Annotated in this window: 19 protein-coding genes; 4 read left to right on the forward strand and 15 right to left on the reverse strand. The window is 49.6% G+C overall.

Going from position 1 to position 21,471, the window contains the following annotated elements; genetic code table 11:
* Positions 1-12: 12 nt before the first annotated feature.
* Together C812_RS13140 and C812_RS21910 are read left to right on the forward strand one after the other, a co-directional pair.
* Positions 13-954 (forward strand): glycine betaine ABC transporter substrate-binding protein, encoded by a 942-nt coding sequence (locus tag C812_RS13140; RefSeq protein ID WP_016313136.1) that lies wholly within the window; start codon positions 13-15, stop codon positions 952-954.
* Positions 955-1,200: 246 nt separating this feature from the next.
* Positions 1,201-1,377 (forward strand): YjfB family protein, encoded by a 177-nt coding sequence (locus C812_RS21910; protein WP_016313137.1) that lies wholly within the window; start codon positions 1,201-1,203, stop codon positions 1,375-1,377.
* Between the two features lie 4 nt (positions 1,378-1,381).
* Here the strand turns inward: C812_RS21910 and C812_RS13145 are convergent, their stop codons facing one another.
* From C812_RS13145 to C812_RS13155, 3 genes are all read right to left on the reverse strand, one after another.
* On the reverse strand, positions 1,382-1,825 hold the full coding sequence (locus tag C812_RS13145; RefSeq protein WP_244268318.1) for an ASCH domain-containing protein: 444 nt from the start codon (positions 1,823-1,825) through the stop codon (positions 1,382-1,384).
* A gap of 36 nt (positions 1,826-1,861) precedes the next feature.
* Positions 1,862-2,659, reverse strand: a complete 798-nt coding sequence (locus C812_RS13150; RefSeq protein WP_016313139.1) for a patatin-like phospholipase family protein — start codon at positions 2,657-2,659, stop codon at positions 1,862-1,864.
* A gap of 145 nt (positions 2,660-2,804) precedes the next feature.
* Positions 2,805-3,890, reverse strand: a complete 1,086-nt coding sequence (locus tag C812_RS13155; protein WP_016313140.1) for a stalk domain-containing protein — start codon at positions 3,888-3,890, stop codon at positions 2,805-2,807.
* Between the two features lie 472 nt (positions 3,891-4,362).
* On the opposite strand from C812_RS13155, the gene C812_RS13160 reads away from it, so the two are divergent.
* Positions 4,363-5,034 carry an SOS response-associated peptidase gene (locus C812_RS13160; protein ID WP_016313141.1) on the forward strand — a complete coding sequence of 224 codons (672 nt, stop codon included), beginning with the start codon at positions 4,363-4,365 and terminating at the stop codon, positions 5,032-5,034.
* Between the two features lie 85 nt (positions 5,035-5,119).
* Here the strand turns inward: C812_RS13160 and C812_RS13165 are convergent, their stop codons facing one another.
* Both C812_RS13165 and C812_RS13170 read right to left on the reverse strand, forming a co-directional pair.
* Positions 5,120-5,392 (reverse strand): DUF6171 family protein, encoded by a 273-nt coding sequence (locus C812_RS13165; protein WP_016313142.1) that lies wholly within the window; start codon positions 5,390-5,392, stop codon positions 5,120-5,122.
* Positions 5,393-5,398: 6 nt separating this feature from the next.
* Complete coding sequence (locus tag C812_RS13170) at positions 5,399-6,895, reverse strand: alpha-N-arabinofuranosidase (protein ID WP_016313143.1); 1,497 nt, start codon at positions 6,893-6,895, stop codon at positions 5,399-5,401.
* A gap of 187 nt (positions 6,896-7,082) precedes the next feature.
* Here C812_RS13170 and C812_RS13175 point away from each other — a divergent pair, with 187 nt between their 5' ends.
* Positions 7,083-7,988: an ArsR/SmtB family transcription factor gene (locus tag C812_RS13175; protein WP_016313144.1), complete on the forward strand. Its 906-nt coding sequence runs from the start codon at positions 7,083-7,085 to the stop codon at positions 7,986-7,988.
* 89 nt (positions 7,989-8,077) lie between these two features.
* Here C812_RS13175 and C812_RS13180 read toward each other — a convergent pair whose 3' ends face one another.
* The 10 genes from C812_RS13180 to C812_RS13225 form a co-directional block, all read right to left on the reverse strand.
* Entirely contained in the window at positions 8,078-10,333 is a 2,256-nt protein-coding gene (locus tag C812_RS13180) for a glycoside hydrolase family 95 protein (protein ID WP_016313145.1), read from the reverse strand.
* A gap of 44 nt (positions 10,334-10,377) precedes the next feature.
* The gene (locus tag C812_RS13185) at positions 10,378-11,397 is read right to left on the reverse strand and encodes a zinc-binding alcohol dehydrogenase family protein (RefSeq protein ID WP_036625160.1); all 1,020 of its coding nucleotides are present in this window, start codon (positions 11,395-11,397) and stop codon (positions 10,378-10,380) included.
* Complete coding sequence (locus tag C812_RS13190) at positions 11,394-12,359, reverse strand: aldo/keto reductase (protein ID WP_016313147.1); 966 nt, start codon at positions 12,357-12,359, stop codon at positions 11,394-11,396. The genes C812_RS13185 and C812_RS13190 overlap by 4 nt, the downstream gene beginning before the upstream one ends.
* Before the next feature lie 4 nt (positions 12,360-12,363).
* Positions 12,364-13,209: an amidohydrolase family protein gene (locus C812_RS13195; protein ID WP_016313148.1), complete on the reverse strand. Its 846-nt coding sequence runs from the start codon at positions 13,207-13,209 to the stop codon at positions 12,364-12,366.
* A gap of 33 nt (positions 13,210-13,242) precedes the next feature.
* On the reverse strand, positions 13,243-15,339 hold the full coding sequence (locus C812_RS13200) for a glycoside hydrolase family 36 protein (protein WP_016313149.1): 2,097 nt from the start codon (positions 15,337-15,339) through the stop codon (positions 13,243-13,245).
* Positions 15,336-16,076, reverse strand: a complete 741-nt coding sequence (locus C812_RS13205) for a response regulator transcription factor (RefSeq protein WP_016313150.1) — start codon at positions 16,074-16,076, stop codon at positions 15,336-15,338. Before C812_RS13205 ends, C812_RS13200 begins: the two co-directional genes overlap by 4 nt.
* Positions 16,057-17,808: a sensor histidine kinase gene (locus C812_RS13210; RefSeq protein ID WP_016313151.1), complete on the reverse strand. Its 1,752-nt coding sequence runs from the start codon at positions 17,806-17,808 to the stop codon at positions 16,057-16,059. Before C812_RS13210 ends, C812_RS13205 begins: the two co-directional genes overlap by 20 nt.
* Positions 17,809-17,941: 133 nt before the next feature.
* On the reverse strand, positions 17,942-19,513 hold the full coding sequence (locus C812_RS13215; RefSeq protein ID WP_016313152.1) for an extracellular solute-binding protein: 1,572 nt from the start codon (positions 19,511-19,513) through the stop codon (positions 17,942-17,944).
* Positions 19,514-19,576: 63 nt separating this feature from the next.
* Complete coding sequence (locus C812_RS13220; RefSeq protein WP_016313153.1) at positions 19,577-20,458, reverse strand: carbohydrate ABC transporter permease; 882 nt, start codon at positions 20,456-20,458, stop codon at positions 19,577-19,579.
* Between the two features lie 16 nt (positions 20,459-20,474).
* Positions 20,475-21,458, reverse strand: coding sequence for an ABC transporter permease (locus tag C812_RS13225; protein ID WP_016313154.1), 984 nt, complete (start codon positions 21,456-21,458; stop codon positions 20,475-20,477).
* Positions 21,459-21,471 lie beyond the last annotated feature (13 nt).

The following is a 21,471-nucleotide window of genomic DNA, read 5'->3' on the forward strand; positions in this document are numbered from 1 at the left end:
GGGGAGATTGAGATGAAATTGAAGAAGACAAGGAAGTTCATGGTACTGGCAGGATTAGTGGGCATGTTGGCGTTGTCTGCCTGCGGGCAAGCGAACAATACCACAGCCGGCAGTGCGAACAACACACCGGAGCCTTCGGCAAATGATGGCGGAAATGCCGCTGCCGTCGGTGAGTCCGTCAACTACGAAATCATCGGGATTGACCCTGGTGCCGGAATTATGAAGGCGACAAGCCAAGCGATTGAAACTTACGGCCTTGATGGCTGGAAGCTGATTGAAGGCTCCGGCGCTGCCATGACGGCGATGCTGGACAAAGCGGTAAAATCCGAAAAACCTATCATCGTTACCGGCTGGACCCCGCACTGGATGTTCGCCAAATATGATCTGAAATATTTGGAGGATCCGCAAAAGGTCTACGGGGAAGCTGAAGAAATTCACACGCTGGCACGGAAAGGTTTGAAGGAAGACCATCCGACTGCCTATGAGTTCCTCGATCGCTTCGAGTGGACTTCCGATGAAATGGGCGAGATCATGACGGCGATCCAAGAAGGTCAGGATCCGGCGGAAGCGGCCAAAGCCTGGGCAGACAGCCATGCCGACCGCGTGGATAGCTGGACCGAAGGATTGACACCGGTGGACGGCGACAAATTCAAGTTGAGTTACGTCGCTTGGGATTCGGAAATCGCCAGCACCAACCTGCTCGAGTATGTCCTCGAAAGCAAGCTGGGTTATGACGTCGAGTCCCTCCAAGTCGAGGCAGGTCCAATGTGGACTGGTGTCGCCAGCGGTGACGTTGATGCAACTGCAGCCGCTTGGCTCCCGCTCACCCATGCGGATTATTGGGATAAATACGGCGAACAAGTCGAGGATCTCGGCGCAAACATGACCGGCGTCAAAACCGGCCTGGTCGTTCCAACCTACATGGACATCAACTCGATCGAAGACTTGAAGTAATGGTTCTTCTAACGTAACGGAACACAAAGACCTTTTTAAACGATTTTTCTATGATTTCCCGCTGTAACGGAAGAAGCCACCCCTGGTACGGGGTGGCTTCTTCATATCTATATCAATTAAAGAAGAGGGAGTATCTAAAGAATAGCACCCGTATCTTAAAGGAACATTACAGAAACCTGAAGATCAGCTTAAAATTCATTATCAATTGAAGTCCGTTTACCGATATAATTCCCAGGAGGTGACAAAATGGATATTGCAGCATTGTCTACGGCCATGAGCCAAAGCGCGCTTTCCCAAGCCGTAAGCATCCGTGTGTTAAGTATGGCTAAGGATCAGGCTGAAATTCAAGGTCAAAATCTCGTACAAATGATGTCCCAAAGCCAGCATCCGACGCTTGGCAAGCACTTAGATCTGAAAGTATAACCTATCAACGGTTCCATAAGCCTTGTTTGCCCAGGGCAGGAATCGGCTCTCTGAGCCGGCGTAATTCCGTTAGTTCCCAAGCGTATCGTCCCAGCGCATAATCGCCAAATCGGTATTCTTGCCCTGCGGCTTCCAAGCGTCGCTCCCCTGCCTCCAACCATGCGGTTCGCCCGTCGTTTTGCACGACAGGGAGGCAGTCATTCAGCCGACAAACCGCTACGATTGCACCCATCGGCAATTGATCAACAGTTCGATATCCGTGCTCCGCTAAGAGAGATCGAATCGGCTCCGTCTCACAAGCCTTCCGATCCACTTGCTTGCCAGCGTGAATGCCAAGCTCCCCGCGGTAATTCGTTCTCCAGCTTCTCGTTTCCAACCGTTTATCCCCAATCGCAATCAATGTTGCCCATGGCTGTCGTATCGTGATGCAGCGCATTAAATCCCCCATTTCCGTTCTATGATCCTCTGTCAAATCCTATCATCTTCAAGTGAAGTCCGGCTTTACTCGCTTTACCTCTGCCTTGAGCTCAACCATCATGCCCTCGGCCGCTTCTTCTCCTGCCTTGATGCAATCAGCCATTTTGGAGAAATCAAACGCAGACACATGCCCCACATCCGGTCGGATGACGATATCCGCCAGCCGCAGGCTGGTATGCTTCCGTTCAGCGGTCATCAAACTGTAGGAGCGATACACGACCTCAATCATATTGCGGGGCGGCTTCTTCTCATGCTCGCGCGTCACATCCACCGCAATAATCAGCCCTACGTCCTTCCGCTTCAGCTCCTGTACGGGCAAATTGTTAAGCACCCCGCCGTCAACCAACACTTGTTCCTCTCGTACCAGTGGCGCAAATACCCCTGGGAACGCCGTCGTTGCCCGCAGTGCCGTCCCTAAATCGCCCTTATCCAAAATCACCTGCTTGCCTTGCATCAAATCCACAGCAACCGCCTTAAATCGAATGGGGAAATCCTCGATCTTTAGCCCATCCTTCCCATGTTGTCGCAAAAGATCGTTGACGGTTTGGTAGATTTTGTTCCCGCCGATTAGCCCGCGTTGGCGAATGCCTAGATCCATCAGCCGGTATTTGGGCGTGTGATATAACAAATCCTCGATGTCCTTTGCAGGAATACCTGCCGCATACAGGCCTCCGATCGCACCGCCCATGCTCGTGCCAACGATCGCGTCCACCGGGATTCCATGCCGTTCGAACGCCTTCAACACGCCCAGATGAGCGAGTCCCCGCACGGCTCCGCCGCCTAACACCAAACCCACTTGTTCCATGGATGATCTCCCCGCTTGTCGTCGTTTTACTAAAAATACATATTCTTTAGCATAGGCGGAAGTTCCTTCCGGTTAAACACGACAGCCCCGAATCGATAAAGGCATCGACCCGAGGCTGAACGAAAACCTGCTTCAACTGAAGTAATTATTGAAAGGCTGAATAAGGAATAACAAATTCCGGCATTCCCGCCGCATAAGGTGTATATTCATATTGCGTAAAGTAAACAACCACCCCGTTCCGGTTCAGGAAAAAGTCGCGATCCGCTTCAATCGTTTCAAACGGGGTAATTAGTTCCAGCTTGCGTTCTTTGATTTGCTCCTTAATCTTGCTGTTTATGATCGATACATAATTCGCGTTGTTTGCGACTTCTTTCAAGGTCAGCACATTGCCAGTCGAGAGATCGAAGGTGTACGGTACACGGGAAGTCACACCATGCGCCCCGCCAAAGTCCACATAGTAATCGACATAAAGGCTCAGACGACCTTTCTCGTTATAAGTCACCGTAAAGCGGCCATCCACGCTGAGCTGACGGTTCGATGCGCTCGAGTTCTTGTCGATCGTTTGATCATTTTCTTTTACAGCAAGACCAACTTCCTTCGCCGCCGCAGCAACATGCTGATCCGCCTCTTTTTTAAGGAAGGCATTGATTTTCTCTTGAGCGCCGCTGTCAGCCAGTCCGGAAAGGACCGGATAGTACACCCGCAGCGCCTTCCCGTTCCCCTCTGCTGCAATCGCCTTCGCGCTAATCTTCACCTCGTTCTCTTGAATGCCTTGAAGGGCAATTAACTTCGTAGCAGAATCATAACCAACTACATATCCCATTTGTTCAAGAATAAAACGCAGCGGCAAATAGGTCGTGTTATCTTGAACCACAAGCTGCGGCCCCCATAGGAGCTGGTCGTTTAGTTTAAAAGAAGAAGCCTTTAAATTGATCTCCAGCAATCGATTCTTGCCGGTCACCTTCGCCACCTGGGCAGCTTTATCGAAATCGATGCCCAGCCCAAGACCATTGCTCAAATCCCGCAGGGCGATATACGTGGTGCCTTCCAGATTGATGGTTTTGATCGTGGTTTGGACTCCAGCAATGCTAAAATTCTGAGGAGACACTGTATATTTGGCTTTCGTTGCAGCTTCCGCCGACTGAGCCGGGAACGACACGGCCAAAGGGGCAGCTAGAATGGCAGCAGCTAACGTGAAGTTCATCCATGTGGTGCGTTTGCGTTGATTCATGGTTCAAGATCCTTTCTGGTGTGGGTTGTATTTCTTTTCTTCGAACTTGATAACACTGGATAAACGAAGCAGAAGTTGGAAAAGTTGCGTCTGAGTTGTGAATTTTAAACAAACAAAAGTTTGCGAGATGTAATAGTGCAGGTGAACTCAGCCCAAACGCGCTTTTTGACCTCATTTAGCTGTAAAAATGCAGTCCATTACCGCGAAACGTCCGGGAAATTGCTCAAATACACCAAAATGAAATGTACTTTTACATTTAAGTTGCCTGATAACCCGCTTTTTGGGAAAATGAACTGCACTTTTGCTTTTAAATGGACGTAATAAGCGACTTAACCAATGAGCAGCGTACTTCAAGTGTGACTGGCAGGCCCGCAGGCAAATCGATTACAATGATTACATCCAAATACGTCTTGCGAAACGAGTCCGAAGAACTTGAATAGCACAAATAGATCCTTACGATGGAGGTCTCCTTATGTGCGGCCGCTTTACGATTACACTTCCTCTGGACGAGCTGATTGTCCGGTATCTCATCATGGAAAATCGGCTGGCGAAATTCGCCCCAAACTATAATGTAGCCCCGATGCAGTTCATCCCCGCCATTATTGAAGGCAAGCAGGGCAACCGGCTGGGTGAGCTGCGCTGGGGCCTGGTGCCTTCCTGGGCGAAGGAGGACAAGATCGGTGCCAGCATGATCAACGCCCGCGCTGAGTCGCTTCCAGACAAACCGGCGTTTCGAAAGCTGCTGACGACCCGGCGCTGCCTCATCCCTGCCGACGGATTCTACGAATGGCAGCAGCGGGCCGGAGGCAAGCAGCCGTATCGGATCGTCATGAAAGACGGCAGCCCCTTCGCCTTCGCCGGTCTGTATGACATTTGGACCGATCCGCAAGGCAACAAGCTGGCGACCTGTACGATCATCACCACGGAGCCCAACTCCCTGATGGCCGAGATCCACAACCGGATGCCCGTGATCCTGCAACCTGCGCATGAAGCCGAATGGCTGGCCCGGGACAACACGGATACGGGCTCGCTGCTAAAGCTGCTGCAACCTTACGATGCCGCGAAAATGCGGGCGTACCCGGTCTCGTCTGCCGTCGGGAACGTGCGCAACAATACAAAGGAACTGTTGGAGGAAGCGAAATAACTGGACTCCATCCAAACAAAAAAGGCTTCGCCTTTATGCACAAGCAAGGAATCACCCTGCTGCCATAAAGTCGAAGCCTTTCCTATTACGCCTCAATGCTCGCCCACAATCCTCCGCCCGGCAGCGGACAATGCCGTTCCTTGAGCCAGGCGATTACTGGAATGATACAACCGCAGACTGTGCAAGTCATCCCGTCCATCAGCTTCGGACACGCTTCGCATGCGCGAAGTCTGTCCTGATACTGCACCTCACTCACCCTGCGTTCGGGCGCAAACGCCGTCGTTTTCAGCAAACGTTGGATCTGCTCCTCCGTCACCCGGTAATCGTCCCGGCACGCTTTGCATGAGGTATCCGCCATGTAACGTTATCCCCTCGCAGCCAATTTCAGCGTCGTCACCGATTTCGCCGGCAAATCAACCGTCAGCTTACCGCCATCCAGTTTAAATGCTTCAAACGGCTGCGGCTTCACGACTTCAGGCTGCGCAAACGTATTATGGGCGTCAATCGAATCGCCGGTTAATGTGGTGCCAGTCACCACCAAGCTGTTGCCGGCCAAGCCCCGGATGTCGATCGTCACCTGTGTATTCGCATGAGGCTGCAGGTTACAGAAGCTGAGATGGATTTTGCCTTCTGCATCCCGCGATGCGGTAGCCGTCACCGCCGGAATCTCGCTGTCTTCCAGCTTGTAGCTGCCTGTTTCCAGCGACAGATCCAGCAGCTCAGCGTCCTGGTGAACCTTATACATATCGAACACATGGTACGTTGGCGTCAAGATCATTTTCTCGCCTTCCGTGAGGATGACGGCCTGAAGCACGTTGACGGTTTGAGCGATGTTCGCCATCCGTACGCGCTCGTTATGTTTGTGGAAGATGTTCAGTGTAAGTCCGGCGACAAGCGCATCGCGCATCGTATTTTGCTGATACAAAAATCCAGGATTGGTCCCCGGCTCCACGTTGTACCAGGTTCCCCATTCATCCACAATCAAGCCGACTCGGCCCTCCGGATCGTATTTATCCATGATCGTGCGGTGGCGAGTGATGAGCTCATCCATGCGAAGGGCTTTTCGCAACGTGGCAAACCAGGCAGACTCGTCGAACCCGGTCGCCGCCCCTTTATCCTGCCAATTATCGTTGGGCAGCGTATAGTAGTGCAGCGTGATGGAGTCCATAAACCGTCCGGCTTCCCGCATCAACACATCCATCCAATTATAGTCGTCCGAATTTGGACCACAGGCGATCCGGTGAATTCGATTATCCCCATAGTTACGGACGTACGTCTGATACCGGCGATACTCGTCAGCATAATATTCGGGGCGCATGTTACCGCCGCAGCCCCAGTTCTCATTGCCAACGCCGAAGTAGGTCACCTTCCAAGGCTCCTTGCGTCCGTTTTGCGCCCGCAGCTCAGCCATCGGCGATACGCCGTCAAAAGTCAGATATTCCACCCACTCCGACATTTCCTGAACGGTTCCGCTGCCCAGGTTGCCGTTAATGTAAGGCTCGCAGCCCAGCTGCCGGCAAAGCTCCATAAACTCATGGGTCCCGAAATGGTTATTTTCCACCACGCCGCCCCAATGGGTATTGACCATCCGCTTACGGGCTTCCTTCGGCCCGATGCCGTCCTTCCAATGATATTCATCGGCAAAACAGCCCCCCGGCCAGCGCAGCACCGGAATTCGGATTTGCTTAAGCGCTTTCACAACATCGTTGCGAATGCCATTGGTATTCGGAATCGGAGAATCCTCTCCAACCCAAAATCCCTCGTAAATACAGCGACCTAAATGCTCAGAGAAATGACCGTAAATATTGCGATTAATCGTTCCTTTGCCGGAATCGGCGTTTAACACTCCATGCAGTGGCATCTGTCATTTCACTCCTTAGTTAATATAAATATTAATTAAATAACTACTTACTTAATATTATAGGCAGACGACCATAACTCCGTCAATTATTCTACCAAATTTTACAACTACATGGAAGATGCTTGTCAAACAATATAATTCTCGTTAATATAATGATTAACTAAAATTCGGGTGAGGTGAAGGCATCTTGAAGCTTGATTTATCTGAACAATCGCTGCCCGTGTATGAGGCACTGGCAAGCCCGGTTCGTCTGCATATTCTGCGTCTGTTAGCCAACCGCCCGATGAACATTAAGGAGTTAGCCGCAGCCGTAGGGCTGTCCAGCGCGATTATGACCATGCATGTGCGCAAGCTGTCAGAATGCGGTCTCGTCGCCACCCATATGGCGCCTGGCAAGAGCGGTTTGCAGAAGATTTGTTCACTCGCTGTCTCCGGCGCAGAAATTCAGTTTCCTGCCCAAACGGCAGTCGAGCGCAAAAGCCACCGGGTTGAAATCCCCGTTGGCCATTACTCCGATTTTCACATCGAGCCAACCTGCGGCATTGCAACAACTGACAAAATCATCGGCAGCTTTGACGATCCTCGGTATTTCTGGGACCCGGAGCGGATTCATGCTGCGATTCTCTGGTTTGGCACGGGGTATATCGAATACAAAACCCCTAATTACTTGCTGTCTTCCCAGAAGCCCGAGGAGCTGGTCTTTACGATGGAAATCGCGTCCGAAGCTCCCGGAACCAAGGACGATTATCCTTCGGATATTACGTTTACCTTGAACGGCAAGGTTTTGGGCATCTGGACGAGCCCTGGCGATTACGGAGAGCTGCCTGGAAAATATACCCCTGAGTGGTGGCCAAGACAGGCGAATCAATATGGCCTGCTGAAGCGTCTGCGCATTACAACGGACGGGACATATATGGACGGCTTGAAGATGTCCGACGTCACCCTTCACGACATTGACATTCGGCAGAAGCAATGGACGCTGCGTCTATCCGTGGAGCCGGACGCCCGTTATCCAGGCGGTTTGACGTTATTCGGCAAGGGCTTCGGGAACTATGGTGAGCATCCAAGCGCAGAAGTGTTTTATGTGGAATAACATCATATCCCAATATCCCCCTCATGGATGTTGATGCTCCGGCAGCTCGTGATCCACCCGCCGGAGCATCACCTTATTCGCCCTTCGCTTTATTGCCGAAATACGTAAGTTCGTCCTGCCTCCCCTGCAAATGTCACAGGTTCAAGACCAGGGGCAACCAAACGACATGTCCCTGTTACAGAACACGTGACCTGTGCTTCCGTCACTTTGCCCGCTGCCCAAGTAAAGTCAACTGTAAATCCTCCCCGAGCCCGAAGTCCGCTAACCTTCCCCTCATTCCAAGCCTCAGGCAACGCAGGTAATAATTGAATGACTCCTTCATGACTTTGCAACAGCATCTCGGCAATCCCTGCGGTTCCACCGAAGTTCCCATCAATCTGAAACGGAGGATGATTGTCGAACAGGTTAGGTAAAGTGGAGTGTTTAAGCAACTCTTTTACATTTTCAAAGGCCTTCGAGCCATCTCGCAGTCTGGCCCAGAAGTTAATGATCCATGCCCGACTCCAACCCGTGTGTCCTCCGCCATGAGCTAATCTGCGTTCCAACGTCTTCCTTGCAGCCGCAGCAAGTTCCGGTGTCCGATCCACGCTAAAGCCTTCACCCGGATAAAGGGCGAATAGATGGGAAATATGACGATGCCCTGGCTCCAGTTCCTCGTAATCCTCCATCCACTCTTGAATTTGTCCATATTTGCCAATTTGCGGCTCAGGCAGCCGCTTCAGTGTAGCAACAAGTTCCTCGCGAAACGCCTCGTCCCGTCCAAGGATTTCCGAACTGCGGATGCAAGCTTCAAACAGCGCTTCAATAATCTGGAAGTCCATTGAAGCCCCGGAGCAGAGTACACCCGTCTCCCCGCTCGGCAGCTTATAGCTGTTCTCCGGCGAGACCGAAGGACAGGTGATCAGACGCCCTTCTTCGTCTTCAACTAAATAATCGAGCAGAAACAACGCCGCTTCCTTCATCGTCTCATAGGAACGCTCCAGAAAGGAGGCATCTTGGCTGAACCGGTAATGCTCCCATAAATGCAGGCACAACCAAGCGGCGCCCATTGGCCAGAAAGAAGCTGGAAGGTACGTGTCCTGCGGTGCGGTGTCAGCCCAGATATCTGTATTGTGATGCGCCGTGAATCCGCGGCAGCCATACATCGTGCGGGCTGTCACCCGTCCGGGCTCTCTCATCCGTTCAATCAGTTCGAACAGCGGTTCATGACATTCAGCCAAGTTGCAATTTTCAGCCAGCCAGTAGTTCATTTGGGTGTTGATATTAATCGTGAACTTGCTGTCCCAAGGCGGGGTGAAGCTGTCGTTCCAGATACCCTGGAGGTTAGCTGGCAAAGATCCAGGCCGACTGGAGGAGATCAGCAAATAACGTCCAAATTGGAAATAGGTAGCGATCAGTCCATGGTCCTCTCCCCCCTTCCGGAGACGTTCCAGCCTCTCATCGGTAGGCAGTGCTTGAAGTTCCGGGCTCTCCGGAAGCTCCAGATTCACTCGCCCATACAGTTCCTGATAATTTGCGATATGCCGGACTCGCAACTCCGGATAAGTGAACCGACTCAGTTCATTCAACTGTTGTTTGCAGGAAAGCTCCGGATCGGGCTGGCGGAACGTTGTACCCGCCGCGAGCAGCAGAGTGATCGCGGCGGCCCCTTCCACTAACAAATATTCTCCCAAAGTCCGGCAAGTCCCGCCTTCGGGAAGCGCCTTCAATACAGCGCAAAAGGAGCTGCCTCCTTTACCACCGCACTCCCCTCGCATCACTAACCCGTTTTTCTCCCATTTGGCTGTCTGCTCCAAATATCGCCATTCCCGGCGATTAAATCGGGCTTTGAGTGATACAGCCGCCTCCTTGTCCGCGGACACCCGAATGATGATCGCCTGATCCGGATAACTGGCAAACATCTCACGGGTATATCGCACCCCGCCAATTCGATAGCTAACCCGGGCTACCCCGTGCTCCAAATCCAGCTCCCGTACATAGTCCTCGGCATGCTCCCCATGATGACCGAAAGAAAGGAGTAAATCCCCAAGCGGCAAATAGTGTCGCTGCGCTTCCGGCGTTCCGGCCATCGTCATCGCCGCCAGTTCTTCAGCCTTCTGAAGTTGCCCTTCCAGAATCAACCTGCGAACTTCAGGCAAATGAGGCAAAGCATCCTCATTATTTCGATTGCGAGGCCCCCCGTACCATACGGAATCCTCGTTAAGCTGCAGCTTCTCCTCCGCTATACCTCCAAAAATCATTGCACCTAGTCTGCCGTTGCCGATAGGTAAAGCCTCGTTCCATTCTAAGGCGGGCTTACCGTACCACAATCGGTCCTTCTGTTCCGTACTAGCCATGCTCGTCATGCTCTTCCTCCCGTCCGCAGAATGTGCGAAAGTGCTTCATCCGGTTATTTCAGCTCCACCAGTGCTTTAATCACCCCGGATTCAGGCTGGAGCCATTTCTCGAAATGATCTATCATCTCTTCAAATGCACAACGGTGGGTGATATAAGAGCCGATGTCGATGCTGCCTTCTGACACCGCCGCAAGCACGCGCACAAAGTCCTCTCTCGTCGCATTTCGACTGCCCTGTACGGTCATTTCGCGCGCGTGAAAATCGGAATCGTTGAAGGTGATCGTGTTTTTTACCAATCCGACAAATGTTAAGGTTCCACCATGGCCGACAAGTCCAAAGGCGCTTTCCATGGACGCAGCATTCCCGGTAGCATCGATCACAAAGGTTGGGAAACTGCCATCTGTATGGTTAGCTAACCATTCCTTTGGTGCCTGCAGCGCATTTACGGTATGTTCAGCTTTTGCCCACACCTTGCAAAACTCAAGACGTTCTTCGTTCACATCCATCGCAATCACCTTCGCACCGGCATAACCAGCCATGGCCATAACGCCTAACCCGATCGGACCAGCACCGATGACCAGCACTTCATCGCCTGCCTTTAGTCCTGAACGTCTGACGGCGTGAGCGCCAATCGCAAGCGGTTCCAGCATCGCGGACTGATCCAACGTTAGTCCTTCCGTTCGAATCAGATGTGATATCGGGACTGCCACTCTTTCCCGCATTCCGCCGTCAATATGAACGCCAAGCACCTTCATTTGTTGGCAGCAGTTCGTTTTGCCGCTGCGACAGGCACGACATTGGCCGCAATGAAGGTACGGAATTACACTTACCTGATCCCCGGCTCGAAACCCTTCCCGATTCTCCCCAATGTGCTCGATCGTTCCTGACAACTCATGCCCTAATATCCGCGGATACGTAAAATAAGGCTGGTTCCCCCGGTACGCATGCAGATCGGTTCCGCAAATCCCCACTCTACGGATCTTCACAATCGCCTCCCCTTCCCCGATTTGCGGCTCCGGAAGGTCTTCTCGAACAACGAACCGTCCGATATCTTCGCAGATGATCCCCTTCATGAAGTTCGCCCCCCGTTCTGATGTGCAGGCTCTCCGCCCCATTCCGGGCTCCCGCTTGACCAAGTTTTACCGTCAATTGGCTTCAGGATCTCCAGAACCTCCTTCAGCAAGGATTCATCCAGGGGTTCTTCCGTCCACATAATGTTGTTGCGAATATTTTCCGGATTTGCCGTACTAACCAGCGTCGTCGTGATGCGTTCATTTGCCGTCGAATACTGAATGGCCAGCTTGGCGATATCCGTACCTTGACTTCGGCAAAACTCAGCAGCACGTCGGCATACCGCTTTGATCTCCTCGCTCGCAGGATGCCATTCCGGCACATCCCGATTGCTCAGCAATCCCATAGCTAACGGCGAAGCATTGATCAAACCAACGTCTTGCTGTTCCAGCAGTGGAAGCAGTTCTAGCAGCGTAGAGTCGTTCAAGGAATAATGACAGTACGATAAAATCACGTCCAACGTCGTATGGGACAACACCATATTAAAAATATTCAAAGGCAGCCCTGATACGCCAAAGAAGCGAATTTTCCCGGATTGCTTCAGCTGTTCGAGTGCGGGAATCCCTTCCTCCAGCACTTGCTTTACCGAACCAAATTCGATGTCATGCAGCAACAGGATGTCGAGATAGTCCGTCCCAAGGCGCCGCATGCTTTCCTCCGCACTTTGAATCACCCGATTCGCCGAAAAATCAAACGCGTCTTGTCCATAACGCCCTGCTTTGGTGGACAACACATAACGGTCCCGAGGAACCGATCTCAGCGCTTCCCCCAGCACCGTTTCCGCTTGAGTCAAGCCGTAATAGGGAGAAACGTCAATCAAGTTGATTCCCATATCGATAGCGGTATGAACTGTGCGGATCCCCTCCTCCTTCTGAATGTCTCGAAATACTCCCCCAAGCGAAGAAGCTCCAAAACTTAACGCCGATACGTCCAACCCCGTCTTTCCCAACTTCCGGTATTGCATCGCGTCACCCTCCCATGGATAACAACTTGTAAAATTTCGCAGCGTTGCCGCCAAAGACCGCTTCAGTCTCTTCCGGTGTCAGCCGATCCCGCACGGTATACCGGAACAAGTCCACCACCTCATCATAGGTCGCTGCCAGGAGACAGACCGGCCAATCGCTGCCGAACATGATACGTTCTGGGCCGAATAAATCGAGAACTTCATTGACATATGCGGTAAAATCTTCTTTCTTCCAGAATTCTCGGTTCGCCTCCGTCACCATACCAGAGAGCTTGCAGTAGATGTTTGTATGCTTCGCAATTTCAGCCATTTGGCTTCTCCACGGCTCGATTTCCCCTGAAGCGATGAGCGGCTTCGCCAAATGATCCACAACTCCTCGAAGATGCGGAACCCGCTCCAGCAATTGAACAAGCTGCGGCAATTGGTGAGAAAGGACCAGTAAATCAATAGGCACATCCTGATCCGCAAAATAAGAGAGCGCTTCAAGATAAGCGGGTGATAATATGGTGTTCGGGTCCTCCATGTCCTGTATCATCACACGAAATCCTATACATTTAGGATGTTGGGCAAAGCGTTCATATTGCTCCCTGTAAGACGGCGCCTCAAGATCCAGCCAGCCCACGACGCCCGCGATAAAATCAGCGGTTTCACTTAATTGAAGAATAAATTCAGTTTCCTCCACAGTTGGGGCCGCCTGGACCAAAATAGTCTTATCAATTTGATGCTTATGCAAAGACGGTTCAAGATCGGTGGGCAAAAAATCACGGTAAAGGATCGGCAGTTCTGGTGTGATCCAGCCATAATCGCCGCGATCGATCTTCCAGAAATGCTGGTGCGCATCAATACGCATTTCATCACCTCATTCCTTTCATTCCACGTCGGATTACATTTCTGTAAGAAGCAAACAGACGGCAGAAAAGGGTTGACTTAAACGACAAATGAGCTCGCTGCCCTCCACGTTGACATCCGCGTTTCCATCCGAAAAGACCTGCTTGATTTGGTAGTGCCCAGCTCCAGGAAGCGGAAGTCTGATCAATTCCGGATTGTCGCCTCCAAAGGTATGAATGACCGCCATCAATTGAGATCCGTCTGCAGAGGTGCGTGTGATCCCTTGCCATCCTCGAGGATGGCGATAGCTGGGCACCCGAGGTCCGAAACGATTCGTCGTTCCTTCCTTAATGATTGGAGATACGAGCTTATAGAAGGAAATCGCCTCATCTACCTTACTCCACTGTTCCGGATTCAACTCATGAATGTCGCCGGATAAGCACATTCTGCCAAGCATTGTACTGGCGAGCGAGTATACCAATCGCTGCAAACTGTCATTTTTCCTGAGCACAGCCCAGATTTGACTTTGTCTCGGTAAAATCACTCTATGCATATTTGCCGCAATGATCGGGATTTCCTCACATTCGTGTGCATCCGAGAAGGACGACATGCTTGTTAATCCAACCATGGTAGGCTCCAGACGGTGTCCACCAGAGGCACAATTTTCAATGACAAGATCCGGCACTTCCTGTTTGATTAACCGGAAGAAGTCCTGGACTGCCTGCATCTGCTGACGCAATCCTTCACCAAGCGATTCTGCACCGTCACAACCGATCCCGAGGCTATCGTTATAGTCGATTTTCAGATATCCGAAGCCATGTTGTTTGATGAGACCAATCACTTTCTCTTTCAAATAGGCAAAGACAAAGGGATCTCGGAAGTCCCAGAACCGCCGCCCCCCCGTCGTAATCGGCAAGCCATCACGTTTAAGAAGATGATCCACCCAATGGAATGCCGTGGACTCCGCACCACATACCTCGATCTCGAACCAGATCCCGGGAATCATCCCGCATTTTCGAATATGTTCGACAGTGGGCTTGAATCCTTCGGGAAATGCGATGGGGCTGATATCCCAATCCCCCATACTGTTGTACCAGTTCGTTCCTTCTTTCTTATACCAGCCGCTGTCGATCACAAGATAACGAATCCCTTTATCTTTGAGTTGTTCGGCTATTTGATGAAGATTTTCGGCTGTCGGGGAGCCCCAGGTTGTGCAATACTCGTTAAAGATAATCGGTAAATCTTCTTCCACAGCCGGACCATGGAGTAGTGAACGGGCTTGAATCCCGGTTAATCGCGCGGCAGCACGGTCCACACCGCCTGCTACGGTTGTAAGATAAGCACTGGGGGTTTGAAACGTCTCACCTGGTTCGAGCGTCTTGGTCCAATGGCCAAATTCTCTGTCCGCCAATCCACCCGACATTGATAAAGCCTGGTCTGTTCTTCCGACTTCGATCTGCCAAGAGGCAGGATGAGCGATTTGAACGCCCCAGGTTACGCCGGAACCGGTATCTTCCATAAATGCAACCGGGAAATATCCACGTACTGGCATGGAACCTACTTGGCCGAATCGCAGGCATCTTGTTCCAAACGGTGCCCAAGCCGGTTCAAGATTCAAATCTTCAATGGCGCTGGACACGAGACGTCCTTCCGCAGACCATGAGCTTAATAAACGATGAAGAAAGAGAGTTTCAGGAGCATCATCTTCTGCAAACGGAGTGAGTCCTGTTATCGAGAAGGAGGAGAGCATTTCTAAGGTCACGGGCACCTCGCTGTCGTTCCGGATGACCGTGTAAGATTCCAACGCGTGATATCCCTCATAATGGAGTAAATGATGTTCGATTCTGCATGAATTGGAGCTGCGCCATTCAGTAACGACGGTTGTGCCGTCGTCGCGCCCAATTTCACGGATCTCTCCAAACTTCAGCCCGTCGATCGTCCCGCTGCCTCGCATGGAATGACCATGAGCAAAAGCACCAGGATACGCATCTCCGATAAATTTGAGTTGCACTAATGAATCGATCTTAAATTTCTTAGGGCATACCTGCGATACTGTAGTTTGCGGTAATAACATTAACCCCACTTGCTCCGTATGTTCATCTTTCACATAGCGCGCAATCATATCTCCGAATGTATGATCTTTCCAAATCACGATTCCATCCCCCCTTCAATAGCACTCAAGTTCTCGCTATTTCGATAGGCGCCCGGCGTCGTACCTGTATATTTCTTGAACACCTTCGTAAAGTAATGCTTGTTATCATATCCGACCTGTTGCCCAATGGCACAAACCGGAAGGTCACGCTGTGCTAAGAGCAGCTTCTGAGCCTCTTTAATCCGGAGCATATTCAGATAATTCACGAAGGTGTGGCCGGTTTCTTTTTTGAACAAACTGCTGATATAGTTCGGGTGAAGATTCATCATATCCGCTAGATGGTCAAGTGAAAGATCCTTCCTGAAGTGCGTTTTCATGTACGTCAGAATACGTTGGGCATGGCAAGTGTATTCCGCATCAAAATCACTTGGCAGTTCTCCCTGGACACGCTCCAGTAATGAAGCGATTTCAATTTTGTCAATCGGTTTAAGCAGGTAATCTACCACTCCGGCACGCAGCGCCTTACGTACGTATTCAAATTCATCGTAGCCTGTTAGAATAATAAAACGATCGCACCATCCGCTCTGTTTGGCTTCCTCAATAAGCTCAAATCCATTTTTCTCAGGCATGTTAAGATCGGTTATCGTAACATCCGGCACAAAGTCCTTCATTAACGCAAGCGCTTCATACGCATTTAGCGCTTCTCGCACTTCAGTCCCTGAAGGCGCAGCTTCCCGGATGATCTTGACTAGTCCGTTTAGAATCAATGGTTCATCATCAACCGTCAATATTCTCATCGTTAGCCTCCATCCTTTTCGTGATGAAGATCCAGAGACTCGTCCCTTTTCCCGGTTCACTCGAGATCTCGATCCTTGAATCACCGCCAAAGAAAGACTTGATTCTCTCATTCACGTTCATAAGCCCCACGCCTCCTTCGGACTGAGCTTCTGTTGCCACGTGATGACCTGATAGCCGAGACTGTATGACAGCTAACTTCTCCGCAGAAATTCCATTCCCGTTATCCTGAACAACGATCCGTATCTCCCGTTCGTCCTCGCTGGCATGAAGACGGATGTGTACTGGGCGTATAATAGCGGAAGCCCCATGGATAACGCTATTCTCGATCAACGGCTGTAAAATAAACCGGGGGCAAGCGATGGAGTCTGCGTTGACAGCGACATCAATCTCGTAAGTTAGCCTGCTTTGCAATCGCATTTGATGAATGTTGAGATAGAAGGTGACCATTTCGATTTCCTTCTCGAGAACGGTTACATCTTGCTCGGACGTTAGACTATAACGCATCAACCGCCCGAACCAAAAGGAAATATCGGCTACTTCCTTGTCATTGTTGGACTCAGCAATCATTCGAATCGTTTCCAGCGTATTGTAGAGAAAATGCGGTTTAATTTGAGCTTGCAGCACTTTGTAAGCGGCTTCTTTATTTCGTAGCTCAGCACGATGAACATTGTTAATCAGTTCATCCATCCGCTGGAGCATCGTATTGTACGTTTCCGTCAAGAATCCAATCTCATCATTGGAGATAAGCCGATCATGCTTGATCATACGCTGCTTCAGATTTTCATCATCTAAGTTGCGCATATGTCGAGCCAATCTTAAAATGCGCTTGGTAATGTTGGTAGCCAGCATATAATAAGTCACTGACAACACAAGCAGCAGCAGTACAATGATCATCACCATGACTTGCTCTCTCTGCTTGATGGATTGAAATACGCTGTGAACTTCCCCAATGACAAACAGGCGAACCCCAAGCTCATCTATTTCAAGTTGGTTGATGATCGTCTTCCGATCAATCGAGAACGGACTCTCCTCTGCTTGTAATTGCCGCAATGTCTTCTCGTTGAAATTGATTCCACCCATGTTCGCAATTCGCGGTTCGCCTTCCGTGGGGAGGAGTACGGCTGCCCAGTTCCCTTCAACACCTGCCCCTTTATAAAAATCCGCAATGAGGCGGCTGCTGACCCGCATCTCCAGAAGTCCGATCCTCTCCGTGTATTGAGTATTGTATAAATATTGATAATAGATTAACTCCGACGTATTCGAATCAGCAAAGACCCATATCCCGCTCCCCGCCTTCAAGTCGCGGACAATCTCCTCCCTCTGCGGGTCGAGTTGGGATCGGTCCAAAAAATGATCCGGAATGGGGAACACAGCGTCCTTCATATTGTAGATCTCAATCGATTTGATTTCCGGATGGGCAAAAAACAACTGGGTATATAACGGACGGATATAACGTAGAAAAACATAGACGTTTTCGGCATCCGTCTGATATGCCCCATCCAAATAGTCTGTGACATACGGGTTGTATTGGAGCATTCGTTGCACGGATTGAATACGGGTAAAATCCATTTTGAGATTGGCATAAGCCTGCTCTAATATTTTCTGTCGGCTTTCAACAAATTGCTTCGTCAAGTTGTTATAGATTTGAGAATAGTATAGGTAACCAAAGACAATGACCGGAATAAAGATCAGAATCACATAACCGAAGATCATCTTACGCATGATGCTCATGGCCCCATTCTCCCCTCACGCAATGAAACTGCACTGTAATGTTACCTTACCATGAGCATTTCATTTCAGGAAGAAGCCTGCAGCAGATAAAAGTGCGGTAGGGACGTAAAGTCCCTACCGAAAGCTCACTTTATTAGAACAAATCCTTTTTCTTCTGATAGATTTCATTCGCCCAATCTACTAGTTCCTGAAGTCCCATCGATTCAGCCGTTTTTATCATGTTCTGATAATTAGCCACGGCTTCCTCTTCGGAATTGGCGAGGTAAATCTTCACTTTTTCGTTCTTGATCATCTCGTCTATTTTGGTTTTCGTTGTCTTCTCCTTGGAATCCGGTTGCGTTTGGATCAATCCAATTTGAGGTTTGTAGATCGTAATCTCTTTTCGTTCCATTAAGGCTTGCGTCTTTTGGGTACCTGGAACATAGCTTTGCAATCCCTCCATGACGCCATCGTTGTACAAGTACCACCACTTGATCCCGTTGCTATTAATGAAATCTGCGTCCGATGGGTCATACTTCAAGTCCGGGTATCCTTCTTCATTCCAAGTCCAATGCTCACCTTCGATACCAAACATCGTTAATTTCTTGCCTTCGTCGCTGGCTAAATATTGAAGGAATTTGATCGATTTTTCTGGATCTTTGTTTTTCTTGGTAATAAAGGTACCCGCAAAGCCAAGTCCCGTACTGACGATTTTCGCATTTTCTGACAAAGCGCTTGGCAACATTTTGAACTTGTACGGTTTCCCATTATTTTGGGCTTTAATATTATCCGCGTCCGCTACACTAACGGTATGACTATGAGCAAATGCCTTTCCATTCAGGGCGTATTCATCATCAAGCTGATCATTCGTATAGGTATAGTTTTCAGCGAGAATATACCCATTTCGATAAAGGCTGTTCATAAATTTGAAGAATTCCAGCATCTCCGGTTGTCTGATGGCATAATCCACTTTGCCGTCACGTTCATACCATCCATCCAACAGCGCCTCGACGCCAAACTGTTGCAGGAAATATTGCTCGAGCCAGTCCTTATCCATAATGAGAGGGACCATGTCAGGGTACTTCTCTTTAACCATACCTAGTACTTTGACGAAATCATCCAACGAGTTAATCGGCGGATTGCCAAGCTCTTGCAGGATATCCTCGCGAACAGCAATACCAGGGTTTCCGTCGCTGCCGATGGCGTATTTGTTCTGTTCCATTTCCTCCTGAGTCGCAAAGGAGTTGCGCACAGTATAGAAATTGCCATCATCCATGGTATGGATGGCAATACGAGTTTTATCAATTTGGAAATCCGGCGCATATTTCTCGATCAGCTCGTTCCACGGATAGGAGAGCTTCGAATCCGACATCCGGTCAATATTGGCATAAGTAAAGACGAGATCCGGGAGGTCGCCGGAAGAAATCATCAGCGGAAGTTGCTTATCGTCCGTAGCAACGGTTACTTTCAGTTTGACTCCTGTTTTTTCCGTGATTTTCTCAGCTATCGGTCCCTTCCATTCTTTGACTGGATACCATGATGCATCAATAAATAATGAAAGCTCTGTGACTTCATCAGACTTCGCAGATGACGATGTATTGGTAGAACCACCTTCTTGCTGACTGCTGCTATTCTCTTTACCACCACCGCATGCAGACAGCAAAGCGATGACCAACACAAAGGTCAGCGATAATAGTGTAAATCTCTTGCCCCTGTTCTTTTTCATCTAAACACCCCTCCAAGCTTGTAGTTTATATTAAAGCCAAAGCTTTAATATCAATTGGATTAATCAACCCTTCACAGAACCAAGCATGATACCTTGAATAAAAAACTTTTGCAGGAATGGATAAACGCAAACAATAGGTGCGATAGAGATGACCATGGCGGCAACCTGTAGGGAGTAACTCGTGACACCCGCCGACGCGCTGTTAGCCACGGCGATTGCGTCCATCGGCGCATTACTTCTGTTGATGACTTCCATCATGCGGAAGGCAAGGGTCCGTAATTCTTCCGATTGAACGAAGTACGCAGAGTCAAGCCAGGAATTCCATTGGCCCACCCCCATAAACAACGCCATGGTGGCGATCAGCGGCTTCGATACGGGAAGAATGATCCGATAATAGATCACGAATTCGTTCGCACCATCAATATGAGCCGATTCTTTGAGTTCTCCAGGAATTTCACGAAAAAACGAGATCGCGATGAGTAGAAAAAAAGTACTTAACATGGACGGAATAATGTACACGCCAAAGGAATTCAACAATCCAACCGAGCGAAGAACCACATAATAAGGAATAAGGCCGCCCGAGAAGTACATCGCGAAGATGATCACGGTGAAATAGAATTTATGAAGAAGCAAATCTCGATGAGAGAGACCATAAGCAACTAGACAAGTGAATAAAACACCTAATATGGTACCTGATAACGTTCTTGCAATCGTCACTAGAAAAGCCTGGTACCAATGAGGATCGCTCAAGAATTGGGAGTAGTTCTCCAAAGTGAACGTTCGAGGCCAAAGATACACCCCTCCCAGAAGCGAATCGGTCCCCTTGTTGAATGAGAGGATCAGAACGTAATAGAACGGATAAAGCATGCATAGCATGATGATGAATAAGATGAGGTTTACTACGGTATCCATTATCCGGTCTTTTTGTCTTTGACTTAGCGTCAATGTCTTCCTCTCCCTTCTAGAATAGACTTGATCCGGACGTTCGCTTCGCGATGAAGTTACTAGAGAAGATCAGAACGACCGAGATAACGGATTGGATCAAATCAATAGCTGCGGCGTAGGAAAACCGTCCATCTTTTAACCCGACTTTAAATGCGTAGGTTTGTACGATTTCGGATGTGGGATTGTTAATACTATTTCCGAACAGATAAGCTTGCTCGAAGTTGGATCCAACTAATCCCCCGCCTAGAATACTTCCGATGGTAAGAATGAGTACGACAACGATCGTTCCTTTCATCCCCGGGAAGGTAATATGGCGAATACGCGCCAACCTTCCGGCGCCATCAATTTGCGCGGCTTCATACAAAGCGGGATTAATGCCTGCGATGGCTGCCAAGAAAATGATCGTCCACCACCCCATTTCTTTCCACACGGCCGTAGTCACCGCCAAGCCCCAGAAATAATTGGGATTGGTAAGTATATCTAATGGCTTGTCAATCAATCCGAGGGACAACAGCACCTTGTTGACCATTCCAACATCTGTAGATAACAAAGCAAAGGAAATCCCGACAACAACGACCCAAGAGATGAAGTGCGGCAAGTAACTAACGGTTTGGACAACCCGCTTAAATCCAAGATTTTTTGCCTCGTTTAACAAGATAGCCAAGAGGATCGGAGCCGGAAAAGCAAATATGACCTTCAAGAAACTCAAGACCAGCGTATTCCTTACAATGTTGCCAAACTGATAATCGTTGACGAATTCGCTAAAATGCTGAAGACCAATCCACTCACTTGTAAATATTCCTTTGATGCCTGTGGAGATCGAATAATTCTTGAATGCCATGATGATGCCGAACATCGGGGTATACGAGAATATCAGCAAAAAAATCATGCCCAGCCCAACGAAAAGATGCAGGACCTTTTGCTTTTTAAAACGCTTCCAAAATTGTGATGCCTTCTTGTTTATTCCGGTCGGTCCTGCCAATTGTGTATCTACATCCATTTGTGTCCCTCCC

It is taken from the genome of Paenibacillus barengoltzii G22 (genome assembly GCF_000403375.2).
GTDB classification, from domain to species: domain Bacteria; phylum Bacillota; class Bacilli; order Paenibacillales; family Paenibacillaceae; genus Fontibacillus; species Fontibacillus barengoltzii.

Coding starts and splice junctions, on each gene's coding strand:
- C812_RS13195 (WP_016313148.1), bottom strand. CDS start 13,209: ATGCGTATTGATGCGCACCAGCATTTCTGGAAGATCGATCGCGGCGAT.
- C812_RS13180 (WP_016313145.1), bottom strand. CDS start 10,333: ATGACGAGCATGGCTAGTACGGAACAGAAGGACCGATTGTGGTACGGT.
- C812_RS13185 (WP_036625160.1), bottom strand. CDS start 11,397: ATGAAGGGGATCATCTGCGAAGATATCGGACGGTTCGTTGTTCGAGAA.
- C812_RS13210 (WP_016313151.1), bottom strand. CDS start 17,808: ATGAGCATCATGCGTAAGATGATCTTCGGTTATGTGATTCTGATCTTT.
- C812_RS13165 (WP_016313142.1), bottom strand. CDS start 5,392: ATGGCGGATACCTCATGCAAAGCGTGCCGGGACGATTACCGGGTGACG.
- C812_RS21910 (WP_016313137.1), top strand. CDS start 1,201: ATGGATATTGCAGCATTGTCTACGGCCATGAGCCAAAGCGCGCTTTCC.
- C812_RS13225 (WP_016313154.1), bottom strand. CDS start 21,458: ATGGATGTAGATACACAATTGGCAGGACCGACCGGAATAAACAAGAAG.
- C812_RS13190 (WP_016313147.1), bottom strand. CDS start 12,359: ATGCAATACCGGAAGTTGGGAAAGACGGGGTTGGACGTATCGGCGTTA.
- C812_RS13140 (WP_016313136.1), top strand. CDS start 13: ATGAAATTGAAGAAGACAAGGAAGTTCATGGTACTGGCAGGATTAGTG.
- C812_RS13215 (WP_016313152.1), bottom strand. CDS start 19,513: ATGAAAAAGAACAGGGGCAAGAGATTTACACTATTATCGCTGACCTTT.
- C812_RS13150 (WP_016313139.1), bottom strand. CDS start 2,659: ATGGAACAAGTGGGTTTGGTGTTAGGCGGCGGAGCCGTGCGGGGACTC.
- C812_RS13160 (WP_016313141.1), top strand. CDS start 4,363: ATGTGCGGCCGCTTTACGATTACACTTCCTCTGGACGAGCTGATTGTC.
- C812_RS13170 (WP_016313143.1), bottom strand. CDS start 6,895: ATGCCACTGCATGGAGTGTTAAACGCCGATTCCGGCAAAGGAACGATT.
- C812_RS13205 (WP_016313150.1), bottom strand. CDS start 16,076: ATGAGAATATTGACGGTTGATGATGAACCATTGATTCTAAACGGACTA.
- C812_RS13145 (WP_244268318.1), bottom strand. CDS start 1,825: ATGGGGGATTTAATGCGCTGCATCACGATACGACAGCCATGGGCAACA.
- C812_RS13155 (WP_016313140.1), bottom strand. CDS start 3,890: ATGAATCAACGCAAACGCACCACATGGATGAACTTCACGTTAGCTGCT.